We start from the raw sequence: 25,009 nt of genomic DNA, 5'->3' as shown, positions 1-25,009 counted from the left end.
GCACCGGATGAATAGCTTTTACCCTTGTGAAGTTTCAGGCTAAGGAATGGCAAAAAAAATTGTCACCTCGGTGGGTGAGGTTATGGCAAACGATCCCGCTTTTCAAAAAGTGAGAGAGATTCTCGAGAAAGAGGAAGTTTACGAACATTTCTTTCTCATCTTTCCCGAGCTTGCGGGTCATGTTCTCCCTGACAAATATGACAACGGAATATTAAGAATCAAGGTTGACAATCCTTCGTTGAAGAACGAACTGAAGTTCAACGAGGAACTGCTTATTAATAAAATGAACACTTACTTTAAAAGTGAAAAGATTAAACAAATAAAGTTTTCAAGATAAAAACGGATTAGAACAATCAGATGAGCGAAAAAAACGGTATTCCTAACGGAAACGGAAGTGATTACAGTGCATCGAGTATCAATGTCCTAAAAGGACTCGAGGCTGTGAGAAAACGGCCCGCAATGTATATCGGTGATGTCGGTGTAAGAGGTCTTCACCACCTCATTAACGAGGTAGTGGATAACAGTATTGATGAGGCTCTTGCCGGATATTGCGACCAGATCAGCGTAACCATTAATCAGGACAGCAGTGTGACCGTGGAAGACAACGGTCGCGGTATACCTGTTGACATTCATGAAGAAGAGCAGAAATCGGCTCTCGAAGTCGTGATGACTGTACTTCATGCAGGCGGAAAATTTGACAAAAATTCATACAAGGTTTCCGGTGGTCTCCACGGTGTGGGTGTTTCAGTAGTAAACGCACTTTCAAGATGGTTGAGAGTTGAAGTAAAGAGAGACAAAAAAATCTACTTCATGGAATTCAAAAGGGGTGAAATGACCACTCCCTTGAAAGTGATAGGGAAACTGAAGAATGATGAAACAGGCACCAAAGTCACTTTCATGGCTGATGACGAGATTTTCAAAACAACCACTTTCAAATATGATACGGTGGCTTCGCGTATGCGTGAGCTGGCATACCTTAACAAAAATGTAAGCATCGCAATCAGAGATACCCGTGAAGGTCTTGAGGAAGAGGATATATTCCACTTCAAAGGCGGATTGGTTGAATTCGTTGCCTACATGGATGAAGGAAGAAAACCCCTTCACAAAACTGTCTATATAGAAGGTGAAAGAGAAAACACACCGGTTGAAGTGGCGTTCCACTACAATGAGGAATTTTCAGAAAACATTTTCTCCTATGTAAACAACATCAACACACACGAAGGTGGTACTCACCTTGTTGGTTTCAAAGCTGCTCTTACAAGAACATTGAATGCCTATGCAGCAAAAAACAACCTGCTAAAAAATTCCAAAATCAATCTTTCGGGAGATGACTTCCGTGAAGGACTTACTGCCATCATCTCTGTAAAAGTGATGGAACCACAGTTTGAAGGACAGACCAAGACAAAACTCGGCAACAGCGAGACAAAATCTGCCGTTGAAACCCTCGTGAATGAGAAACTTGCCGAATTCCTGGAAGAAAATCCGGGTGTGGGCAAAAAGATTATTGAAAAAAGTCTTAGAGCTGCCGAAGCAAGAGAAGCTGCCCGCAAAGCGCGCGATCTTGCCAGAAGAAAAAATGCTCTCGACAGTTTCGATCTTCCCGGCAAACTCGCCGATTGCTCGATAACTGACCCCGAACACTGCGAAATCTACATCGTCGAGGGTGACTCGGCGGGTGGATCTGCCAAACAGGGACGCGACAGAAGATTTCAGGCCATACTTCCCCTAAAAGGTAAAATCCTTAATGTGGAAAAGGCAAAACTTCACAAAATCCTCGAAAACAACGAAATTCAGGCAATTATTGCTGCCATGGGTTGCGGAATCGATACCGAATTCGATATCGCCAAACTTCGCTACGGCAAACTTATACTCATGACCGATGCGGATGTGGACGGAAGTCATATCCGTACACTTCTCCTTACCTTCCTTTACAGATACATGAAGGATCTGATCATCACGGGTAAGGTTTACATCGCTCAACCCCCGCTCTACAAAGTCAAGAAAGGGAAAGAGGAATTTTACGCTTTCGATGATAAAGAGAGAGATGAAATTCTGAAGAGAATAAGAGCCACACAACGAAAGACCACCACTGCCGAAACCGATGGTACCGAAGAGTATGATGACGAAGGCAACATCAAGGGCGTGGTTATCTCCCGTTATAAAGGTCTTGGCGAAATGAACCCGATTCAGTTGTGGGAAACCACCATGAACCCTGAAACGAGAACCATTCTTCAGGTTAACCTCGAATCTGCTGCAGATGCAAACAGATTGTTCGAAGTTCTCATGGGCGACAGTGTTGAACCACGAAGACTGTTCATCGAAAAAAATGCCAAATATGTAAGAAATTTAGATATATAAAGAAGAGTTTAAATCAATATGTCAAATATGTTTGATAAAATCATTCCCGTTTCACTTGAAGAAGAGTTAAAATCTTCTTACATCGATTATTCGATGTCGGTAATTGTTTCAAGAGCATTACCCGATGTCCGCGATGGTCTGAAACCTGTTCACAGAAGAGTGTTGTTTGGTATGCACGATTTGGGCTACTACTACAACAGACCCTTCAAAAAATCTGCCAGAATCGTGGGTGAAGTGCTTGGAAAGTATCACCCGCACGGTGATTCCTCCGTTTACGATGCGATGGTGCGCATGGTCCAGGAATTCTCTCTCCGCTATCCGCTTGTGATGGGTCAGGGTAACTTTGGATCAGTGGATGGTGACTCCGCAGCGGCAATGAGGTACACCGAAGCAAGACTCGCGAAAATCTCAGATGAAATGCTTCGCGATCTTGACAAAAACACGGTAAACTTCGTCCCCAACTTTGATGATTCACTTCAGGAGCCATCAGTTCTCCCCTCTTACCTGCCCAACCTGTTGATCAACGGGTCGAGCGGTATTGCGGTCGGTATGGCAACAAACATTCCGCCTCACAACCTGACAGAAACGATTAATGGACTTGTAGCCATGATCGACAATCCCGCAATTGACATCGACGGACTGATGCAGCATGTATCTGCTCCCGATTTCCCGACAGGCGGAATTATCTACGGCTATTCCGAAGTGAAAAGTGCCTACCACACGGGCAGAGGAAAACTTATCGTTCGTGCGAAGGTAAACACTGAAACACAGAAAAACGGCAGAATTCACATTATCGTGACCGAACTTCCCTACCAGGTTAATAAAGCTGCTCTTATCGAAAGAATAGCTCAACAGGTTAAGGAAGGGAAACTTCAGCACATCTCAAATCTAAGAGATGAATCTGACAGGGACGGTATGCGTGTGGTTATCGAACTGAAAAAAGATGCTCAGCCTGCTGTAGTCCTCAACCAGCTCTACAAACACACCCAGATGCAGGTAACTTTTGGTGTAATCATGCTCGCACTGGTGAACGGAGCTCCAAAGGTACTCAACCTTAAAGAAATGATGCACCACTTCCTGCTCCACAGAATGGATGTACTCATTCGCAGAACCCGTTTCGAACTCGATGCGGCAGAGCGTAGAGCCCACATTCTCGAAGGTTACATCATCGCTCTCGATAATATCGATGAGGTAATTGCTGTCATTAAGGCTTCGAGAGATACCGAAACTGCAAAGAAAAACCTGATGGAACGCTTCAAACTTTCAGAGATTCAGGCAAAAGCGATACTCGATATGAGATTGCAAAGGCTGACCGGTCTCGAAAGAAAGAAAATTGAGCAGGAATATAAAGAGCTTATCAAACTGATTGAGAAACTGAGAGGCATCCTCGAAAGTGAAGAGAAGAGAAATCTCATCATTAAAGAGGAACTCATAGCTCTTCGCGACAAATTTGGCGACGAAAGAAGAACCGAAATCATTTATGACTATGAAAACTTCTCACTCGAGGACATGATCGCTGAAGAGGATGTGGTGGTTACCATTTCCCACAGAGGTTTCATCAAGAGATTCCCTGCGAGCGGATACAGAAAACAGAAACGCGGCGGAAGAGGTGTAACCGGTGCCGGAACAAAAGAAGGTGATTTCGTGGAGACAATGTTTGTTGCCTCGACACACCACTACATCATGTTCTTCACCGACAAGGGTCGCTGCTACTGGCTCAAGGTACACGAAGTGCCCGATGTCGGAAGATCCGCACTCGGAAGGTCGATCCTCAATCTGATTGAGAAAACACCTGACGAGCAGATCACTGCTTTCGTAACCGTTAAAGAGTTTAAGGATGATCAGTACCTGATAATGGCTACCAAAAATGGCGTTATCAAGAAAACTGTCCTCTCGGCTTACGGTAATGTAAGACGCGGCGGAATTATCGCCCTGAATCTGAATGAAGGTGATTCACTCATCAGCGCCAAGCTTTGCGAAGCCGGTGACAATATCATCATCGGTACCCACGACGGTATAGCCATCCGTTTCGACGAGAGTGCTGTTCGTGACATGGGAAGAGCCGCAACCGGCGTTATCGGTATCAGACTCGAGAAAGGTGACTTCGTAATCGGTTCACTCGTTATCAAACGCACAAGCACCGTAATGGTGGTTACCGACAAAGGTTATGGAAAACGGTCGGATGTGAACGATTATCGTGTTACCAACCGTGGCGGAAAGGGTATCATTACCGTGAAAACCACTGAAAAGACGGGTAAACTGATGTCGATCATGGAACTCAACGACAACGATGAACTTATCTGCATCACTTCAGGTGGCATGGTCATTAAAATGGCTGCCAAGGATATCCGCACAATGGGAAGAAACACCCAGGGTGTAAGAATCATCAACCTGAAGGATAACGATTCGATTACCGACATCGCTAAGGTAGTTCCGGATGACGATGATAATGCAACAGATACTGCAGAGACGGAAGAAACCCTTCTTTAATGCAGTAATGCAATAATGCAGTAATGTTTTAAGCCTCTTCAGAAATGGAGGGGCTTTTTTTTTATGCAGTAATGCAGATAATCCAATAATGCAGTAATGGGGGGGGAATTACTCCCGGAAGTTTTCCGTTTGCATGGTAATTTCATGTCTGGTAAAGGCAAGGGAAACGAAAATTATCTGTTTCCCTGAACGCAGATATTTCTCTGCATACCTCTTGTCTTTGATTTGATCAATTCCGGATTGAGCAGATTTACAGTATTTGAATTCGAGAAGATAATATTTATCCTCCAGTTCGAGAACAGTATCAATTCGTCCAATATTTGTACTCACCTCGGATTCCACCTTCAGACCAATCAGAAAAGCGATGGTTATAAAAAGTGAATGGAAGTACTTTTCTTCTGAAATATAGAGCATGGAAGGAATCTGTGCGAAAAGGTATTTCAGATCAGACAGGAAGAGGTCAGGATTTTGTTGAATGAGAGATTTTTTCATTCTTGCAGCGATTGAATTGACTTCATCCACTTTCCGTTCAGTCAGATATCCATATATAAAGGAATAAAACGCATCTTTTACTTCATAGTTTGGGTAGCCGAGAGTGTAGGTAACGCCTGAGAATCCGGAGGTCTTTCCCTTAACGGTAAGATATCCTGTCTGTAAAAGAAGATTCCGCAGACTGATGTTTTCGATGTCAAACGACTCCAACCCGGTTGAGTCTATCGTAAGTGCCTCAAGTTCTGGGATAAAAACCGAATCTTCTTTTATTTTTTTTAAAAGAAATGTTGGGGTACCGGTTGCAAACCAGTAATTCTGAAATTCATTAATTCTGAAAAGATTCAATATCGATACGGGGTTATAAACTGTATTCTTTCCGTCCCAGCTGTAACCATTATACCAGTATTTAATTTGCTCCATTAACTTCTCACGGGGAGCATCAAATACGGAATTCAATTTGTCGAGTTCAGGGGTAAAAGAAGATTGCAGTTCTTCCTGGGTGTAGCCGCATATATCATTGAACCTGGGATCATATGAAATGTCGGTGAGTTGATTGAATCCCGAGAAAAGAGATACCTTCGAAAACTTGCTCACCCCTGTGATAAAGAGAAACTCGATAAACTGATCCAGACCTTTGATGGCACCAAAGAAACCCTGTAGTATCTCTCTGTTTTCCGATGCTTTGGCAGGGTTGGTTATGTGATCAACAATCGGCTTGTCATATTCATCGATCAGGATAACTGTCTTTTTACCCGTAACTGTGTGGATACGGTTTACGAGGAGAAATATTGCCATTTGTGGCACATCTGTATCAATCTCGACAGAATATTCCCTTGCAATCTCCTGCAGGTAAATGATTATCGATTTTTTGAAAGTGTCTGCATCACTGTTGGCTATTAAGGAAAAGTCCAGCAAAATGACAGGAAGTTTTTCAACATTAACCCGGTCATGAATATAAAGACCCTCAAACGAGTCCCTGTTTCCGCTGAAAAGTTCTTTAATGGTCGAAAGAAGAAGGGATTTTCCAAATCTGCGGGGTCTGGAAAGGAATACAATTTTATAATCTGATATCAATTCAGCAATAAAAGCTGTCTTATCGACATAGACTTTCTTCTTCCGTCTCAGATCATCAAAATTCTGCAGTCCCAGAGGGAGGCGGTTTTTCATTCTTCTTTTCAGATTTGTGGTCGTCAAATATATTGAAAAATATTGAATTTTACCCCTTTTTCAGAATGGCTAAAAACACCCCGTAACAATCGCAATACCGGCTTTTATTTCAAAGCCACCGAAGGAACCTGTAGTTTCCCTCAAATGGCGGTAATATGTGGAGGTGCCTTCGTAGAGGGGCCGGAAGTCGAGACCAAAAGCGTCAATATTATATGATGGTTTTACATAGAGGTAAAAAGACCCTGTCAGATTGAGAAGGAAACTCATTCCAATCGATATATTGGTTGATGTGCCGATATCCCCCTTTATCTCGTTGGGTGAATTGGTGGTCTTTGTTGTAAATGAGAGCGAAGTAATATTGGCTTCGAAGGTCGGTACGATTACTGCAAAACTTCCTTCAAATATCGAAAAGAGATAGCCACTCGAGATATTAAAAGTGTTGCCTGTTAAGTCTATTGATCTGCCGAAACTTCCGTCAGTCGCGAAAAGCGGATCGATCTCTGAGTTCATCGAACCCTTATGGTGTGCATAAAAAAACTCTACCACGACCCCGTCTACGCCGAAACCCCCTCCGACAAAATAGCCCGAAAGCATTTGGGGAGGTTTCATCACAGTGGAATGAATTGAAGTTCTGTCAGAATTGAAACGATAAGCGAAATTTTCGAGACCGGTGGAGTTAATGGAATAGAAGTCCGCTCCTCCCGTCACCCAGGCGGAAAATGGAGCATCTATGCTACCGTAATACTGTGACCAGGCAGGAAAAACAATCAAAAGGGAACAAAAAAGTTTGAAAATTTTGAGCATATCGTTATCTCATTAAATGGATTTAATGGTTTAAATCAATATACTCTGTGATTAAAAAAAAGTTTCCTTTTTATCTGTACACGCCCTGACTGTTGCTGAACAATCCGGCATCATCTAAATGCAGTTAAATCCGACATTTATGCCAATATTCAGTTGAAAACCACCAAACCCGCCTTTTGTGTCAGGCAAATAATCTTTTTCTTCGGGAGTTGTTCCGGTTCGTTTATAGAGATTTTCAAAATCGGGACCAAAAAGGCTGAAGATGTATGACGGTTTAATCACAATTTCGAAAGACCGTTCCTCCATATCACCGAGGACGATCTGAAGTCCGGCACCAATTCCAACATTTGTACCGATATCATCCCCCACGGCACCGCTTGTGTTAGTCTTTGTTTCGAAGGAGAGATTTATGATCGAAACATCCATTACGGGACCCAGGGCAACCCCGTGATCTCCAAATTGAAAACCAAATGTAAGGTTGTAGCCTTTGAATTTGAGGTCGATTTCCCTGCTCGTGGCACTACCCGGAGCTACTTTGGAAGGGTCGGCTTCAGATGTCATTTTGCCGCTGCCTGAAGTTATTCCCAGTTCAAACATCAATCCCATACCCTTCATCCCCGTCTGGAAAGAGAATCCTGACATCATGCCGGGGGTCTCCATCTGTTTTGAAATAACAGCTTTTCGCGTGAAATTGTAACGGTCAACAAATTTGGTAACACCCGTTGAGGAACTGAGAAGAAAGCCATATCCGCCGCCGAAATAAACCGAGAGATGATCCCCGTACTGGGCGTTCGAAACAAGAGGGAAGAAAAGAAAGATTAAAAAAGGTACAATTTTTTTCATAACAATATGCCTCCGACTGTATGATGAAAACTGCGGGACAATTAATTGAGATATGGAGGCGAATATATACAAAAAAGAGAGAATAAAAAGGAAAATTTAACAGCGAACAGCGTTCTGTTTACATTTAATCACTTTTTATTCTCTCAAAATCAACAATTATGACCGCAGATTTCTTAAGCCCGGCTTATTTTTTCAGCGAAGCCATATCGATGACAAACCGGTACTTAACATCACCCCGTTCGAGCCGTTCAAATGCCCCGGCAACATCCTGAATTTGAATCATTTCGATATCCGCTGTAATGTTGTGTTTTGCACAGAAATCGAGTACCTCCTGGGTTTCAGCAATTCCTCCTATGCTCGATCCCGAAAAGCTGCGTCTTCCCATTACCACACTGAAAGCATGTATCTCGAGGGGTTCTGCGGGAAGACCGACCATGACGACACTTCCGTCCAGTTTTAGAAGATTGAGATAGGTATTCACATCATGTTTTGCCGACACGGTATCGAGAATGAGATTAAGTTTCCTGGCATATTTCTTCATCTCTGCCGCATCGGTGGATAAAACAGCGTTGTCAGCACCAAGTCTTTTTGCATCCTCGATCTTCGATGCTGAAGTCGTAAATACAGTTACCTCGGCACCCATAGCCTTAGCAATCTTAATGGCAAGATGTCCCAAACCGCCCATTCCAAGAATACCGACCTTCTTTCCCGGTCCTGTGTGCCAGTGTTTCAGCGGTGAATAAACTGTAATTCCTGCGCAAAGAAGTGGTGCCGCTGATGCCGGGTCGAGATTTTCAGGTACACGAAGTACATAATTTTCATCACAGACATAACTCTCGGAGAATCCGCCGTATGTCATTAAGCCTGTGTGCTTGTCAGGACTGTTATAGGAAAAAATTACTCCTTCAGCACAAAACTGTTCCAGGTCTTCCTCACAATATTCACATTTTCTGCATGAGTCGGCTATACACCCAATGGCAGCAAGTTCACCCGTCTTAAATTTTGTCACTTCCGCGCCAACCCGGGTTACCCTTCCGACTATCTCATGACCGGGAACGACAGGATATGTGGTGAATCCCCATTCATTCCTGATTTGATGCAGATCAGAGTGGCAGATGCCACAGTAAAGGATATCCAGCTCAACATCGTTCGGTAGCAGCTCCCGCCGTTTTATTTCCATACCATGGATCGGTGTATCGTGGGTCTCTGTGCCATAAGCTTTTATGGTTTTTGTGTTCATATATCATCCGCTTTAAATGTGATTAAAATTTCCGATACAAACATAGTAAAGTTCAGGAGAGCAGACTGTACACAAAAATGGTAGCACAAATTCTTCTGATCACACGGTTTTTTGTTGTTTTCTGAATATTTTTATTGATATTTCTTTAGTTTGACGGGGTTTTGTATTTTGAGATTTACTAATTGAGAATTACTATGAAAAATCTGTTCCTGTTAATAATTTTGGCACTCCTTTCCTGTCCCCTCTCTTCTCAGGAAAACGAACTAAAAGCCGGGCCCACACAATATAAAGGCGGCGAACCCGATTTCTACATCTTTCCGAACAGGGCTGCCCTGATAGTTTACTCTTCCCTCGATAATCTAAAATTTACCTGCAAGACTGATACCTTAATTGGTCCCGTTTTTGAAGCAGCGGAAAAACGGTACATCGTAATATTTGATACTCACGATCAGGTAATAGAGGTCTCTGCTCCGGGGTTCAAACCCGTTCTGATTAATATACCACCACTTCAACCGTCGGATGTTTTGCCCTATTCGATTGAGCCAAAGCTTGCTGAAAATGATCCCGGAATAATTGAAGTGACATTTACCATATCACCACCCGATGCCGAACTTTTTGTGGATTTCAAGAAAACTGATCATAATCTTCCTGTGAAATTGAGTCCGGGAAATCACAAAATTAAAATCATCAAGGAAGGAAGGACCCCCTTGAAGCAGGAAATTTTTGTGGATAAGGAACATAAAACATTTACCGTTATACTCGAGTAGATATATGCAGTCCGGAGAAGGAAGATGCTTTTTGTGAAATAGAACCTCAGAGTTTCAGAACCTCAGAACTTTGGAGAAACTGAGGGACCGGGGTTCAACAATTTGTAAAAACTAAAAGAAGACGGATCAATGACCTGTAGATACAGTTTATTAAGTTGTGTTATTTTTTCAATCATTTTGGGACAAACTATAAAATCACAGGTACCAAACGGGATACCTTTCGGGAAAAATTTTGCACAAAACAGCTTTTGGAATATATCTGAACCCGATGACAGCCAAATTGACTGGGAGAAACTACTCTCTCACGCTATCCATAATATCTGGGAGGCAGAAGGAGGCAGTGGTGGTATGTATCCCGGCACTGTCAGAATGAACCGTGACTCCAATTACACAACTGTCATAAGCGATCAATTGGGGAGTTATGTCAAAACCAAATTATCTGAAAGGTGGCTGACAGACACAACCTGCACCAAAACCCGCCAGGAAATCACACTCGTTGAAGGTCCTTTCATTTATCAGGAAAGGGATTACAATTTTACAAATCTGCCGGGACTTCCAAATTCAATGCTGATACAATATCTGGCACAATTTAAGTTAAAGGGAGGAGGAAGGCCTGATTCGAACATCACGGTTTGTTCATTACGGGTGAACCTGAACCTGACAGACATATCGGGGAAGACGACAACCGTCACATTAGCGGGGAAGGAAGTAAAATGGGACGATTTGTCCGATGAGTTTTTTACGCTGATCATTCTTCCATACGATTTGCGAATAATAAGCAGTTTCAATAACAGTTCATCCGGTACAATCGATCCGCAAAGCATAAAATCGATGAATATATCGTATGCAGTTGTACTTCCTGAAGGTATCAGCACAGTGAATCACGGAGAACTTTACATCGATAATATTGAAGTGATGGATGAGTTAATCTGGTATGTTTATGGCAGAGACAAGGATAGAATACCGGAACGCTTCTCGCTGAAGAACAGCCAAATGCTCAGTAAGACGGACAGCAATATAAAGACAAGATACCTCAACAAAAAAGATGAGATTGCTGAGAAGGGTCACTCTGGACGGACTCCACATTCAGGGAGCGGTCGGGCTGTTGTACCAACCATCCGCTATGTAAAAGCGGGGAATCCAACCCCTGTGTATCCATACACCACCTGGGCAACTGCATCTGACAGCATACAGAAAGTTGTGGACATGTGTGAGAGTAGAGATACGATACTGATCGGAACAGGTGTTTACAGGGAGCAGGTGGTATCAGAACACCAGGGAAGAGACCTTGCAATAATCGGTATTGATGTTGACAGTTGTATTGTGGATTTGAGCGGGTTTCCTCAGTTTTCGGAGATATATGCATTTTTCATGAGGGATAACATTACACTTGAAAACCTCACTTTTAGAACAAAAAAGGCTACTACTTATCACAGTGGTTTGTATATTTCATGGCCTGCAGGAATAACAAAAGTTCGAATTCGTAACAACCTGTTTCTTGGTAATTTTCGGTACGCTCTATCGGTGTGGTCAGGAACAGGAGAAGCGTCAATGAATCTATTTACAGGTGCAGAAACAGCTATAGAAACTGCTTATCAAACATCTGCACCTCCAATAGAAATAAGGTCAAACATCATGTATAAAAATATTTACACATTATCATTGAGTACGGGACTTATAAGCGAAAACTTGATTCTGTACAATGATTGGAAAGCGATTGCATTAGGACTTTTTGGGGGAACAGCCAGATTCTACAATAATTTGATTTCTTTTGGGGGTAATGCGTCAACAGGTGTTGGGCTGGGGAGGGGTTTTTTTGCAAACAATATCTTCAGATTATTCACTAATGTTGTAGAACCTTGGACAGCATACTCACCAATTAATTTTATAAACAACACTGTTGATTCATGTGGTGTAGTATTCGATTTATACAGAGAAAATGTGGTTGCAGGCAGCATCAATTACAACAACTTTTATGGCAACGGCACAATCTCCAATGACATTTCAAAACTTAATCCCGATACTCTAATCTATACCTCGTATGACCCGATGTATGAAGGCACTGACAGCAGCAACTACCGTCTTCAGATGTATTCCCCCCTCATAGATGCCGGTGACCCGACTATACTTGATGTTGACGGAACCAGAAGTGACATCGGAAGGTATGGAGGTCCCTACGGTCAGAGATACGAATATCTTGACCTGGCACCCAAAAAACCGAGTTTTACTCTTGTCACCTCACCCCCTTTACCCTCGCGTGGTGATGCCTCCGGCACTCTCCTGAAAGGCGAGGGGAGGATGGAGATTCACTGGCGGGGAGGTACAGAGGCGGATTTCAATTCATTCTCACTTCACAGGGGGAGAGACCCGTATTTCATCCCGGGAGAATTAAACAGAATATATACGGGCAGAGACACAATGTTTACCGATTCAATCTCTGACCCGACAGGAAACTATACATACAAAATCACAGCGAGGGATAATCAGGGACTTGTTAGCAAATGGGACAGTGTAACGGTGGTACTGACTGATATTGCAGAAGGAGGAGAACTTTCACCCAAGGGAGTGGTACTCTACCAAAACTATCCCAACCCGTTCAACCCATCCACAACAATAAGATTCAGGCTTGAAGAACCGGGAGAGGTGATCCTGAGGGTTTACGATGTAAACGGGTCAACCGTTGCGGTATTGAACAACGGCTGGCTTCCTGCCGGAGAGCATGAGAGGGATTTCACCCCGGGAAAGACAGGCACGATGAATGACATGGCATCAGGAGTCTATTTCTACAACCTCACCGTGAGGGATGCAAACCTGAAACCCGTGTTCATCCGCTCGGATAAGATGCTTTTTGTGAAGTAGAACCTCAGAGTTTCAGAACCTCTGAACTTCCGAGATACTGAGGTACTGGAGTTCCGAGGTTCAGGAGTTCTGAAGTAATGAAACATCTCCCAACTCAATATTTAATAGAATTGATAGTTAGGGAAATAATCTATATATTTCGAGATGAGATTTTTTAAGGAAATTCAATGAATATTGATAAAGACCTGCTCTCGATACAAGAGGCAAGAGAGCTTTCGAGGAGAGCCAAAGAGGCTCAAATGGAATTCAAGCATTTCTCACAGGATCAGGTTGATCGCATTGTAAAGGCGATGGCTGATGCAGGTTATGCTGCTGCTGAGAAACTCGCAAAAATGGCTTGTGAAGAGAGCGGATTTGGCAAGTGGCAGGACAAGGTAGTAAAGAATCAGTTTGCCACAAAAAATGTGTGGGAATCGATAAAAGACCTTAAAAGTTGTGGTGTAATCGAGAGTTTGCACGGCGGCAAGGTACTGAAAATTGCAGAACCGATGGGAGTTGTAGCCGCACTGGTTCCTTCCACCAATCCTACATCAACGGCAATGTTTAAAGCTATTATTTCCCTGAAGTGCAGAAACGGCATCGTTGCTTCTCCTCATCCCAGAACGGTGAACTGTACTGCTGAAGCCCTCGCAATTGTTGCACAGGCGGCTGAGAGGGAAGGTGCTCCGAAAGGATTGATTCAATGCCTCCGTACACCGACAATCGAGGGCACAGAAGCCCTGATGAAAGATAAAAACATCGCAGTGATACTCGCCACCGGAAGCACTCCGATGGTGAAGGCTGCTTACAGTTCGGGGACTCCTGCCTACGGCGTGGGAGCCGGTAATGTTCCTGCATTCATTGAGAAAAGTGCCAATGTTAAAAAAGCGGTTCTCGATATTGTTTACGGCACCACCTTTGACAACGGTACACTTTGTTCTTCCGAACAGGCTATGATAGTTGACAGGTCAATCAGGGAAACGGCGATTGCAGAGGCAAAATCCGCCGGTTGCTACTTTGTTAATGAGGAAGAGAAAAAGAAGCTCGGGGCTGCAATTCTTAAAGGTGGCAGAGTAAATCCTGAAATAGTGGGAAAACCTGCCCCATGGATCGCCAACTATGCTGGATTCACTGTTCCGGAGAATATCAAAGTTCTTGTGGCTGAATGTGATAAAGTCGGGAAGGAAGAACCTCTTTCCTACGAGAAATTGTCTCCGATACTTGCTTTTTATACTGTAGACGGCTGGCTTGAAGGCTGCCATAGATGTATCGACCTCCTGCATTTCGGCGGGGTAGGTCACACAATGGTGATTCATTCGAACGACCGTGAAATTATAATGAAGTTTGCATTAGAGAAACCGGCTTTCAGAATTTTGTGTAATACCGTTTCCTCGATAGGGGCGGTTGGCTATACAACAGCACTTCTTCCATCTCTGACATTGGGACCAGGAACATGGGGTGGCTCCATCGTTTCAGAAAATGTGAGCGCCAAACACCTTATGAACATAAAGCATCTTGCATTTGAGGTGAATCCGGTAAATCATGGAAATTCACTCTCGGGAATGGGTGATAATATTACCCGTTCGCAAAGTTATCTTCAGGAAATTGAAGAAAGACTGAGAGCAAGAGCGGGTAACCCGGTGATAAACCAGAACAACGCGATGAAAGAAATTCCCAAAAAAGAGACTAAAAACCAGGAGAGTTCGGGAGAGAAAACACTTACTGCAGCAGAAGTGCAAAAAATAATCGACGAGTTCAAGTTTTAAATGTTTGTTTATTCAGGATCCCTGCATATACATTCAAAATTTTCAGACGGTTCGGGCGAAGTTCGTGAAATAGCGAACCTCGCCAATGAATCGGGGCTCGACTTCATAATTCTCACCGATCACAACACTCTAAGAGCGAAAGATGAAGGTTACGAGGGATTTTATGGCAAGACACTTCTTATTGTGGGATGCGAGATAAATGATAAAGAGAATAAGAATCACTACCTCGCTTTTGGAGTTGATAAAACCTTCTCCACAAGAATGCCGGCAGCACAGTATGTAAAAGCTGTTAATGATGCCGGTGGAATCGGGTTTTTGGCACACCCGCACGAAAAGCGGGACTCAATGGAAGAGCACCCTCCTTATCCTTGGACTGACTGGGAAATTTCAGATTTCACCGGAATTGAGATTTGGAACCACATGTCGGAGTGGATGGAAAACCTCACCGAGCAGAATAAATACAATTCTTTTGTACATCCACTCAGAACAATTGACCGACCTGCGGAGGAAACACTCGAGGTCTGGGACAGACTGAACCTGAAGCGGAAAGTCACAGCCATTGGTGGAATAGATGCACATGCCCACCGGGTGAATCTGCTCGGATTTTTTGAAGTGGAGGTTTTCCCCTACAAAGTACTTTATAAATCGATCAGGACATATGTGATACTTCCTGAACGCATGTATCCGACCGATGACCCTGCGGTTCAGAAACATTATCAAAAACTGATACTTGAAGCACTAAAAGAAGGAAGAAGTTTCGTTGCGAATTACTATCACGGTGATGCGACTGGGTTCAGGTTTTTTGCGGATGCCGGAGGTCAAACATACAATATGGGTGACACGGTTCCGCATGGCGAAAAAATCAATCTGCGGGTTCTCGTGCCTGCTCAGCTCGCTGTGATGAAACTTGTTCATAATGGCAGGGTGATTGATGAGACTACAGGCAGTGATATTGAGTTTGTTGTTTATGAAAAAGGGGTTTACAGGGTTGAAGTTTATCATGGGGGGAGAGGATGGATATTTTCAAACCATATTCGTGTAGGAATTTAAAGAAATTACGGTTATCTTTGTTATTCGCAATTTTTAGAATTTAGAAAGGTTAATAATGGCTAAACCTGTCAGCAAATTTAAACAAAAAGAAATCAAGAGAGAAGCATCGGTAGAACTGTATTACCGTGTTCTCGGCTGGTACGAAGAGAATAAAAAGATTGTTTTCGGCGGTCTGGCTGCATTTGTTATAATAATAGCAGCTATCGTGTTTTATGGAATTAACAAAAAGCAGAATGATGAAGCTGCAGGAACAGCTCTTACGCTTGTTCTTTCGCAGTATGAATCAGGTGCGTATCTTCAGGCAATTGACGGTGATCCCGCAAAGAAAATTATCGGTTTGAAAAAAATAGCCGAAGATTATTCCGGAACAGAGAATGGTGAGGCTGCAAAAATTTATGCTGCGAACGCATACAGCTACCTTGGCAAACAGGAAGAAGCTTTCAAATATTACGATGACTATTCCGGCAGCAACCCGATTTTCAAAGCTGCTGCTGAAGTTGGCAAAGCCGGCTATTATGAAATGAAAAAAGAATATGAAAAAGCCGTTGAAGGTTATGAGAAGGCAGCAAGTTTCTCAAAAGACAATCCGATGAACGCACAATATCTTTTGAATGCTGCAATTGTTTACATAGAAATGAACAATAAAGAAAAAGCAAAAGATATACTTATTACTTTAAAAACCGATTATGCAAAGTCGACCGTTATCCCTGAAGTTGACCGTTACATGTCGATAGTCGAATAAGGCAATAAAGATGAAGATTGATGTTATAGTTTTTGCTGCACATCCGGATGATGCCGAACTCTCAATGGGTGGTACCATCGCCAAACTTGCATCACACGGGATGAAGGTTGGAATAATTGACTGTACGAGGGGTGAGCTGGGAACCCGTGGTTCTGCCGAGATCAGACAACACGAAGCCATTCAGGCAGGAATTGTTTTGAAAGCTGAGTTTAGAGACAATTTTAACATTCCTGATGGTGAGATACAGGTTAATCGCGAAAATCTGCTGAAGTTTATTCATGCGATCAGAAAATACAAGCCTAAAGTTATTTTTGCGCCATACTTTAATGACAGGCATCCTGATCATATCGCAGTGAGTCAGCTCGCAAAACAGGCATATTTCTATTCAGGTGTTGGAAAAATCCACACATTCGAAAATGAACATATGCAACCATCTTACAGACCTTCGGCTCTCTATTATTACATGCAGACTTATGAGTTTGAGCCTTCGTTTATAGTTGATATTTCAGGATACTTTGATACAAAGATGAAATCTGTAAAGGCGTTCTCGAGTCAGTTTTTTGACCCCAAAAACAAAGAGCCTGAGACATTTATCAGCAAACAAGGTTTTCTCGACTTCATTGAATCAAGATCAAAATTGTATGGATTCAGAATCGGGAAAGATTACGGCGAGGCTTTTTATTCAGAAGAGGCAATCGAACTTGATCTTGTACATAAACTGAAACATTGATTTCTGCTCAAATATTAAAAAAGGCTGTCCCGCAATGAGACAGCCTTTTCCATTTTAAAGAACTGTTTGAAGTCCGTTGAGTATTCTAACGGCAGAGTCTCTGCACGATATCAAGAGGGAATTGCGAATAGAGGGCATCCTTATCCGCCAGTTGGAAATCATTAAAATCGAAACCGGGCGCAACCGAGCAACCAACCAGAGAAAAATCACCGCCATCTGCAACCTCTGCAGCGAACCATATGTCTCGAGTTACAGTAAACTGTGGTTCGGCACCGTCTTCAAGTCCGAGCATTGTTGTTATAACTCCTTTATCCGGGTGGAGGCAGTGCAACAGCACAGTAGAACCGTCATAGAAATGCCATGTCTCGTCTGAGTTTACTTTATGGAATGCGGAGAAATTTCCCGACACGAGCATGAAGTATATCTGAGTCGAAAATGATCTGTTGCTGCCATACCTTTCGGGAAGGGCAGATTTCTCAATCTCCTCTTCAGAACGGTATGTTTCACCATAGAAACCTCCTTCAGGATGTGGCTTCAAATGAAGTTTCTCGATCCAGTATTCTTTAGTGCGTCTCAATTTTATTCCTGAGAAGCAAATCTATGCGTACATTCTTTCAATTTCCTCGGCGTACTTCTTTTCGACAATCTTTCTTTTGATTTTCATTGAAGGTGTCATCTCTCCATCTTCGATCGTAAAAGCTCTTTCCATCAAGGCGAATTTTCTCACTTTTTCATAGCTCGCGAGAGGTTTCTGAATGTTTACGATTTCTTTTTCGTAGAGCTGAATGATTTCCTTTTTCTTAATTAAATCCGGGATATCCACATATTCGACATTATTGGCTTTTGCGAAATCCTTAAGATTATCATAATCGGGTACAATCAGTGCGCTTAGGAAAGTTCGTTTATCACCGATTAGAACAAACTGTTCGACATATTTGTTGGCGAGGAAAAGATTTTCGATTGGTGTCGGGGCAACATATTTTCCACCCGAGGTTTTGAAAAGATTCTTTTTCCGGTCGGTGATCAGGAGGAATCCATCGGCATCGATGTAGCCGATATCGCCGGTGTGGAGCCAGCCATCCTTTATGGTCTCGGCAGTTTCGTGCGGGAGTTTGTAGTAACCCTGCATGATGTTTGGTCCCTTTGCAAGAATTTCACCATCATGATCTTCAGGATGTTCCTTAACTATCTTAACCTGTACACCGGGAATAATTTTACCAACGGCGCCGAATTTGTATGCTTCAACTCTGTTTACTGCTATCACAGGGGAAGACTCTGTAAGTCCGTAACCTTCGAGAATCAATATCCCAAGAGCTTCAAAAAATTCACCGATTGGTCCGGGAAGAGCTGCTCCGCCTGAGACAAAGAACTTCAACCTGCCTCCGGTTCTCTCCCTGATTTTCTTAAGCACGAGAGCATCAGCCGCTTTATGCTTCAATTTAAGAGCCATTGGTATCTTGCCGGCTTTTTTTGCTTTGACATAATCTTTTCCGACTTGAAGTCCCCAATGGAAAATTTGTTGTTTTTTCTCTGATCCACTTTCAACAGTTTTCATCACACGGGCATGGAATCTCTCAAAAAGTCTGGGCACAGCGGTCATGAGAGTTGGTCGCACTTCCACCATGTTCTGGGGGACCGTTTCGATACTTTGAGCGAACGCCACCTGGCTTCCCGACGCGAGAGCGAGATAAAACCCCGCCATCCTCTCAAAAATGTGGCAGAGAGGAAGGAAAGAAAGAAAAACTTCGGTAGGAGTTACCGCAATCACTTCCAGGGCAGCGAGGACATTGGAAATGATATTGTGGTGGGTGAGAAGCACGCCTTTAGGTTCACCGGTGGTTCCGGAAGTGTAGATTATAGTACACAGGTCATACTCTTTCACACGGGAATTCATTTCGACGAACTGACCCGGACTGAATTTCCTGTGTTCTTCACCCCTTTTTTGCAGTTGTTTGAGGGAGTAGAGACCGGAGATCGAATCATCCGCATCCTTTTCGTTAATCACAATTATGTTCTCGACACTCGGGCATTGATCTTTTACTTTCAGATACTTCGAGAGCAACAGTTTATTGGAAACGACTACAACCTTGGCTTCAGAATTGTTAACTATAAAACCGATATCATTTGGAGTAAGTGAGGGATAGAGGGGGACATCCACAGCACCAATTCCAAGTATGGCAAAATCGAGCATCATCCATTCAGGACGGTTTTCTGCAAGAAGGACAATTTTGTCGCCCTCTTTTACTCCAATCGAGAGAAAACCGTGGGCCATCAGTTCCACTTCCGACTTGACCTGCTGATAAGTGATATCCACATATTCTTTGCCGACTTTATGCTTCAGCATAACCTTTGAAGGGTCTTTGCCATAGTCATCTACAAGAATTCTGAAAAGTTCAGGGATTGTTTTAAAATTTCTTGAAGGTCCCATTAACTGCTTGTGCCTCGCATTTAATTGAAATGATTACCGGGAATTATTAATGTAAAAATACAAAAAATAGTTCATTTTAATTCTTATAAAATTCAACTTTGGTAACATATATCTTATGATCACTGGCTGTAAATATAATCGTTCCGTCGCCCGAGGCCGAAGGAAAGAGAGCAGGGGCCATAAAGTCCTTTGTAACAATTGACGACTCGCTCCTGTCGAACCTGGCAACTACAACCTCACTGTTCAGCAGGGTGTATCCGTCGTCTTCGGTCATCATATAGACAAGATAATCATCGTTTATCCAGGAAGGATATTCGCTTTTCGGGAAATTATACTCTTTCCCTGTTTCAAAATCAAAAACAAAGATGCCATTGCCTGCTGAGTGAACAGCAAGTCTTTTCCCCGAAGGTGACCACTCTGCGAAGAGGACTTTTTCTTTTAATGAAATCTGTTCTGTTGCTCCCTGTTTCAATTTACCTGAAGGGTCAATGACGGTGAGTTTTCCATCATTTAGTGAATAAGAAACATCATCTGCGCTGTTTGATTTCCGCAAAATTTGGGTGGTCCCGTTTTTCCCCTCGGTTGAAATTCCATCTCCCAGAAGAGTGTAGAAGAAAAGATTGTTCGATTCAGGATCCAGCCCGGCAATTTGTGACAATCCTTTTCCATCGTTATACTCGAAGAGAGAAATGGTCTTCTTGTCAGGGTTAGAATTGTCATTTATTTTAAACAGGAATCTCTTGCTGTCGCGGTTCCACCTCATACCCCAACCGGATCCGGGGGAATTCTCGGTGATAATCTTCGATTTCCCTGTCGGGATTTCAAGGAGTTCAATTTTTGTATATCCTTTTCCCGACAAGAGTGCGTATTTCCCGTCAGGAGAGAGTTTTCCGAGTGAATACAGGGCATCACCATTTGTCAGGAGCACCGGGTTCATCGTCACCGAAATACCCTGGCCTAACAAAAGTGTTGCTGAAATAAGAGTTATAAATAATATTTTTTTCATTTTAATTTCCGGACTTATTTAAGGAGTAAAATCTTTTGAACAGAATTCACATTATTTCCCGAAACATGGATAAAATAAGTTCCGGAGGGGAAATTGTTCATTTCCACATTGTAAGAATGTGAACCTCTGACAAGAGACCCATCATAAAGAGTTTGAATTTCTCTGCCAAGAATATCAAAGAGTTTGATCTTGTAGAGACCTTCTTCTGGAAGATTCACCGTCAGTTTTGTCGATGGATTGAAAGGGTTCGGATGTACTGTCATTGAAAATGAACCGGGGAGCAAGCCATCAGCCAAATCATCCACTGAAACAAAACCGCCAAAGTATCCCATAATCTTGTCCACGAGCGCTTTCCGCTTGGTTGCATCGCCGATGGTTTCCACGGTAAAAGCCACATAAACAAGTTTACCCGGGTTTGTTCCTGAAGGAAACATACCATCAAAAGCCACGGCTGCATTTTGAGTGGCATTATATCTAAGAATTGATGTGCTGCCATTAAGCGGGGCAATAACATCGGGCCAATCTTCAGGATATGTCACTCCAAAAGTTGCAGAAAAACCATCAGTAAAAGTACCCGGAACACCCGATGCTGAAGGTGTATTGGGGGTCGGGTTGTCAGCTACATAAGAAGCTTTCAGAAACTGATTAAAAAATTCCTTGTCGGTGGTCGTGCCACGACTGTCGAGATCCCATGCCACTTCAGAACCGGTAACGAAAAGTTTTCCGCCGTTTTGAAGGTATTCCTTCACAAATGTTTGTTCAGTTGTGGAGAAAGTTTCATCGAGGGTCGATTCATCACCTAAAAGCCAGAAAAGATACTTAAATGGCTTTATTTGAGAGGAAGAGGTAATAGCCATATTGGAGACAGTGGAAAACCTGAGCAGAGACTCACCCAAAATTTCACCGTAATAGGAAGTGAAATTGTGGTAAGGTTGCTGCCAGCTTCCGGAGCCGCCATAACGGTTGAATCCGTCAACCAGTAATACCTGGTCACCACTTCCGGTGGTGAGAGCTCCATAAACTTTTGAGATTGCCGGACTGATACCGAAGAGATTTTTGGCTTTAAGGGCAACATAATAAGTCTGGTTGGCCGTTAGTCCCGAAAGGATATGGGTGGTAACATTCCCCGCTATTGTCTTGTAAGGGCTTCCTGTGGGGATGGCACCTGTCTCTGAGAGGTAAATCATGATCGAATCCACGAGTCCAGCGGGTTGTTCCCATCTCAGATTAAGAGCGCCCTCAGATGCAGTAACAGACAATAATTTCACAATCGGAGGAGCATCGGCAGAACCGCTGAGGAGATTTTTTTTGTTAATTTTACCGGCGGTAATTGTTACGGTCGTATTTGTTGTATCAAGATTTGAATAAACCGAGACCGGGTAGGTACCGGGTGCGAGAGAATCGAATCTGTAAAAACCGTTTCCGAGAGAATCAATCTGATATGTTTTATTTAGTGAGGTGAGGACTACTCTTACCCCTTTTACAGGATTGCCTGTAGTCAGATTTGTAACAATTCCGACAAGACTTCCATGTGAAGGAAGTGGCTTTTTGTAATATTTCAGGTAAGACAGGTAGAGTGCTTCAGCCTCAGTCATCAGATAGTCAAGATTAGCGAGTCTTGCCGCTTCTGCAGGGAAATCGAAAAATGAACCCTCACTGAGTACCCCCGGCATTGCCAGGTCATTAAGTACACCCAAATTGTAGCCAAGGAAGCAATAGTCACCCCGGGGGTAACCAACGGTTGTTTGAAGTCCCGCATAAAGTTCTGCTGCCATATAAATCGACATGCTGTCCGCAGTTCCGGGCCATTGTGGATTTCCGTTGGGGCAAACAGTATTATTCAACTGTTCGAACAGAACAAGAGAGTAATTGCTCGTCCCTTGAAAGGCGTTATGGTGAATGGAGTGGAAAAAATCGACATTATTGTTGTTTGCTACAGCCTCCCTTTCTGAGAGTGTCATGCATGCACCGAGCGAATCGAAATCACCTCTTGTCGAAAAAACCGTCGCACCATCCCGTTGCAAGTATCTTTTAAGATAGGGCATCACGATATGGTTTACATATGTTTCAAACCTTTTGGTCTCGGGTTCGCAGGTTGCATTCCTCGGACTTCCGTGTCCCGGATCGAGAGCAAATTTCTTTCCCGCAAAATTCTGAGAAAACGCTGAAACAGTAACAATTGTAAGAAAAAATATAAAATAGTGTAGCCGCATTTCGAAAACCTTTTATCCAAATATGTATCATATAAAGTTACGGATAACCAAGCTAATATCAAAGGATTGCCGTTCATTTTTAAAAGGCAGAAAGCGGAGGGCAGAGGGCTGAAGGCTGAAAAAAGATGGCAGAGGGCTGAAGGCTGAAAAAAGATGGCAGAGGGCTGAAGGCTGAAAAAAGATGGCAGAGGGCTGAAGGATGAATGAGGAGGGCAGAGGGTTGAAGGATGAATTAAAAAAGGCTGCCCCGAATGAGACAGCCTTAAAACTTTTAATTACAGATTAAATGAAATTACTTGAGGTAAGTCATTTTCCGTGTGAGGGTGGTATTTCCCATTTTCAATTTGTAAAGATAAACTCCCGACTGCAATGACGAAGCGTTGAATCTTATGCTGTAGGTTCCGGTTGACTGAAACTCATCCACAAGAACTGCCACTTCAACTCCAAGGAGATTATACACTGAAAGTCTCACCTGACCAGCGTTTGGAAGATGATAGCTGATGGTCGTTTCAGGATTAAACGGATTGGGATAATTTTGCTCCAATACAAAATTGCGTGGATTATCTCCGTTACCTTTTGGAGTACTTGATTTTGTTTCAGTCTTCATCGAGGGAAGACCTGCTGCCACCAGTATGGTGGCCAAAATTATAATTGTAAAAAATCTTTTCATGATTAAACCTCTATAGTCTGTATCGTTCTCATTCGTTCAATAATAACGCTACAAAAAATGTGCCAAAGTAAATTTTAAGTAATAAATCGCCTTTTATCTATTTTAGACGCTGTTTGTCTTTGTAAAGTTTTACGGGTTGCCCTTAATAATGTACACCCGTCCAAAAATGTGTACTATGTACAATGCAAATATAATTTAAAAACCGGTCATTATGCAAAATAATTCCATGGAAGGATAAAATTTATTTTGAATGGAAATAATATCGTGATGCAGCGCATTTAGCCATTCTCTTTCCAGACCGGGAATTCAATTAATGATTGTCAGGCAAACGAAAAAAAGTGGTATTTTTGAAGATGAATTAAAACAGAATTTGGATGACATTTTGAAAATAATTGATTTAAGAAGCGACACAGTTACAAAACCTTCGCCTGATATGAGAAGGGCAATGTACGATGCCGAAGTTGGGGATGATGTTTTTAAAGAAGATCCAACTGTAAATGAATTTCAGGAGTATGCGGCAGATCTCTTGGGGTTTGAAACAGCACTCTTCGTTTTCAGCGGCGTAATGGGTAACCAGTTGTGCCTCAAAACCCACACACAGCCACACGACGAGGTAATTTGCGATGCTGAATCGCATATTTTTTATTATGAATCTGGCTCTCCGGCAGTATTGAGCGGTTTACAGTTGTTTCCGGTTTTTACAAAGGACGGTATTATGACACCCGAACTGGTCGCACCAGCGATCAGACCTCTCGAAGCCTACTACATGCCAAGAACCAGAGTAATTGCCCTTGAAAACACGCATAACAGGAGAATGGGGAGGGTTTATCCTCTTGAGACAATAAAAAAACTTGAAAAATTTGTGCATGAAAAGGGATTTATTTTCCATCTGGACGGTGCAAGAGTGTGGAATGCTGCCGTGAGTCTCGGTGTGGAGCCAAAAGAGATTACTTCTCACTTCGATTCAGTTTCCTGTTGTCTGTCGAAAGGTTTGGGAGCGCCTGTTGGTTCTGTTATTGCCGGGAACAGGGATTTTATCAAAGAGGCATTCCGGTTCAGAAAAGCATGGGGAGGTGGGGCAAGGCAGGTTGGAGTATTAGCCGCAGCGGGACTTTATGCTCTGAAGAATAATATTTCCAGACTTCATGAGGATCATGAAAATGCCGGATTTATGGCAAGAGAACTTGCGAACATGCCCCAATATGAGATTGATTCAGATTCTGTTCAAACAAATATTCTCATTTTCAAACACAGAACAAAATCACCTGAAGTATTGATGGCAGAGTGTGAGGCGGAGGGTCTTCGTTTTCTTCCCGGTCCAATTGGAACAGTAAGGGCTATAACACACATGGATGTGAATAAAGATCAGATTATCGAAGCACTCAATATATTGTGGAGGTTGTAA

The 25,009-nt window shown here is 42.9% G+C and carries 19 protein-coding genes; 10 read left to right on the top strand and 9 right to left on the bottom strand.

Annotation, left to right across the window (positions count from 1 at the left end; all coding sequences use genetic code 11):
* Nucleotides 1-46 precede the first annotated feature (46 nt).
* The 3 genes from J0L60_12790 to gyrA are packed head-to-tail and all read left to right on the top strand — an operon-like array spanning nucleotide 47 to nucleotide 4,848.
* Nucleotides 47-337 (top strand): DUF721 domain-containing protein, encoded by a 291-nt coding sequence (locus J0L60_12790; GenBank protein MBN8547000.1) that lies wholly within the window; start codon nucleotides 47-49, stop codon nucleotides 335-337.
* Nucleotides 338-357: 20 nt separating this feature from the next.
* Nucleotides 358-2,358, top strand: coding sequence for a DNA topoisomerase (ATP-hydrolyzing) subunit B (gene gyrB / locus J0L60_12785; GenBank protein ID MBN8546999.1), 2,001 nt, complete (start codon nucleotides 358-360; stop codon nucleotides 2,356-2,358).
* Between the two features lie 18 nt (nucleotides 2,359-2,376).
* Entirely contained in the window at nucleotides 2,377-4,848 is a 2,472-nt protein-coding gene (gene gyrA, locus J0L60_12780) for a DNA gyrase subunit A (GenBank protein ID MBN8546998.1), read from the top strand.
* Between the two features lie 108 nt (nucleotides 4,849-4,956).
* Here the strand turns inward: gyrA and J0L60_12775 are convergent, their stop codons facing one another.
* From J0L60_12775 to J0L60_12760, 4 genes are all read right to left on the bottom strand, one after another.
* A complete protein-coding gene (locus J0L60_12775) occupies nucleotides 4,957-6,507 on the bottom strand; it encodes an AAA family ATPase (protein ID MBN8546997.1) in 1,551 nt (516 codons plus the stop codon).
* Nucleotides 6,508-6,576: 69 nt separating this feature from the next.
* Entirely contained in the window at nucleotides 6,577-7,311 is a 735-nt protein-coding gene (locus J0L60_12770; protein MBN8546996.1) for a hypothetical protein, read from the bottom strand.
* Nucleotides 7,312-7,425: 114 nt separating this feature from the next.
* Nucleotides 7,426-8,154, bottom strand: a complete 729-nt coding sequence (locus J0L60_12765; protein MBN8546995.1) for a hypothetical protein — start codon at nucleotides 8,152-8,154, stop codon at nucleotides 7,426-7,428.
* 184 nt (nucleotides 8,155-8,338) lie between these two features.
* A complete protein-coding gene (locus J0L60_12760; GenBank protein MBN8546994.1) occupies nucleotides 8,339-9,394 on the bottom strand; it encodes an NAD(P)-dependent alcohol dehydrogenase in 1,056 nt (351 codons plus the stop codon).
* Nucleotides 9,395-9,588: 194 nt separating this feature from the next.
* Between J0L60_12760 and J0L60_12755 the strand changes: the two genes are divergently transcribed.
* From J0L60_12755 to bshB1, 6 genes are all read left to right on the top strand, one after another.
* The gene (locus J0L60_12755; GenBank protein ID MBN8546993.1) at nucleotides 9,589-10,161 is read left to right on the top strand and encodes a hypothetical protein; all 573 of its coding nucleotides are present in this window, start codon (nucleotides 9,589-9,591) and stop codon (nucleotides 10,159-10,161) included.
* A gap of 177 nt (nucleotides 10,162-10,338) precedes the next feature.
* Nucleotides 10,339-13,020, top strand: a complete 2,682-nt coding sequence (locus J0L60_12750; GenBank protein ID MBN8546992.1) for a hypothetical protein — start codon at nucleotides 10,339-10,341, stop codon at nucleotides 13,018-13,020.
* 167 nt (nucleotides 13,021-13,187) lie between these two features.
* A complete protein-coding gene (locus tag J0L60_12745; protein ID MBN8546991.1) occupies nucleotides 13,188-14,765 on the top strand; it encodes an aldehyde dehydrogenase family protein in 1,578 nt (525 codons plus the stop codon).
* A complete protein-coding gene (locus tag J0L60_12740; GenBank protein MBN8546990.1) occupies nucleotides 14,766-15,815 on the top strand; it encodes a CehA/McbA family metallohydrolase in 1,050 nt (349 codons plus the stop codon).
* A gap of 55 nt (nucleotides 15,816-15,870) precedes the next feature.
* Complete coding sequence (locus J0L60_12735) at nucleotides 15,871-16,557, top strand: hypothetical protein (GenBank protein MBN8546989.1); 687 nt, start codon at nucleotides 15,871-15,873, stop codon at nucleotides 16,555-16,557.
* 10 nt (nucleotides 16,558-16,567) lie between these two features.
* The gene (gene bshB1, locus J0L60_12730) at nucleotides 16,568-17,287 is read left to right on the top strand and encodes a bacillithiol biosynthesis deacetylase BshB1 (protein ID MBN8546988.1); all 720 of its coding nucleotides are present in this window, start codon (nucleotides 16,568-16,570) and stop codon (nucleotides 17,285-17,287) included.
* Nucleotides 17,288-17,372: 85 nt separating this feature from the next.
* Here bshB1 and J0L60_12725 read toward each other — a convergent pair whose 3' ends face one another.
* From J0L60_12725 to J0L60_12705, 5 genes are all read right to left on the bottom strand, one after another.
* Nucleotides 17,373-17,864: a cupin domain-containing protein gene (locus J0L60_12725; protein ID MBN8546987.1), complete on the bottom strand. Its 492-nt coding sequence runs from the start codon at nucleotides 17,862-17,864 to the stop codon at nucleotides 17,373-17,375.
* 21 nt (nucleotides 17,865-17,885) lie between these two features.
* Complete coding sequence (locus J0L60_12720; protein ID MBN8546986.1) at nucleotides 17,886-19,715, bottom strand: long-chain fatty acid--CoA ligase; 1,830 nt, start codon at nucleotides 19,713-19,715, stop codon at nucleotides 17,886-17,888.
* A 76-nt stretch (nucleotides 19,716-19,791) separates the two neighbouring features.
* Nucleotides 19,792-20,721, bottom strand: a complete 930-nt coding sequence (locus J0L60_12715; GenBank protein ID MBN8546985.1) for a hypothetical protein — start codon at nucleotides 20,719-20,721, stop codon at nucleotides 19,792-19,794.
* A gap of 14 nt (nucleotides 20,722-20,735) precedes the next feature.
* Nucleotides 20,736-22,934, bottom strand: coding sequence for an N-acetylmuramoyl-L-alanine amidase (locus tag J0L60_12710; GenBank protein ID MBN8546984.1), 2,199 nt, complete (start codon nucleotides 22,932-22,934; stop codon nucleotides 20,736-20,738).
* A 292-nt stretch (nucleotides 22,935-23,226) separates the two neighbouring features.
* Nucleotides 23,227-23,604 carry a T9SS type A sorting domain-containing protein gene (locus tag J0L60_12705; protein ID MBN8546983.1) on the bottom strand — a complete coding sequence of 126 codons (378 nt, stop codon included), beginning with the start codon at nucleotides 23,602-23,604 and terminating at the stop codon, nucleotides 23,227-23,229.
* Between the two features lie 388 nt (nucleotides 23,605-23,992).
* On the opposite strand from J0L60_12705, the gene J0L60_12700 reads away from it, so the two are divergent.
* Nucleotides 23,993-25,009 (top strand): low specificity L-threonine aldolase, encoded by a 1,017-nt coding sequence (locus J0L60_12700; protein ID MBN8546982.1) that lies wholly within the window; start codon nucleotides 23,993-23,995, stop codon nucleotides 25,007-25,009.

This window comes from Ignavibacteria bacterium (genome assembly GCA_017302895.1).
Taxonomy (GTDB): domain Bacteria; phylum Bacteroidota; class Ignavibacteria; order Ignavibacteriales; family Ignavibacteriaceae; genus UTCHB3.
This window is presented reverse-complemented; position numbering and strand designations above follow the sequence as displayed.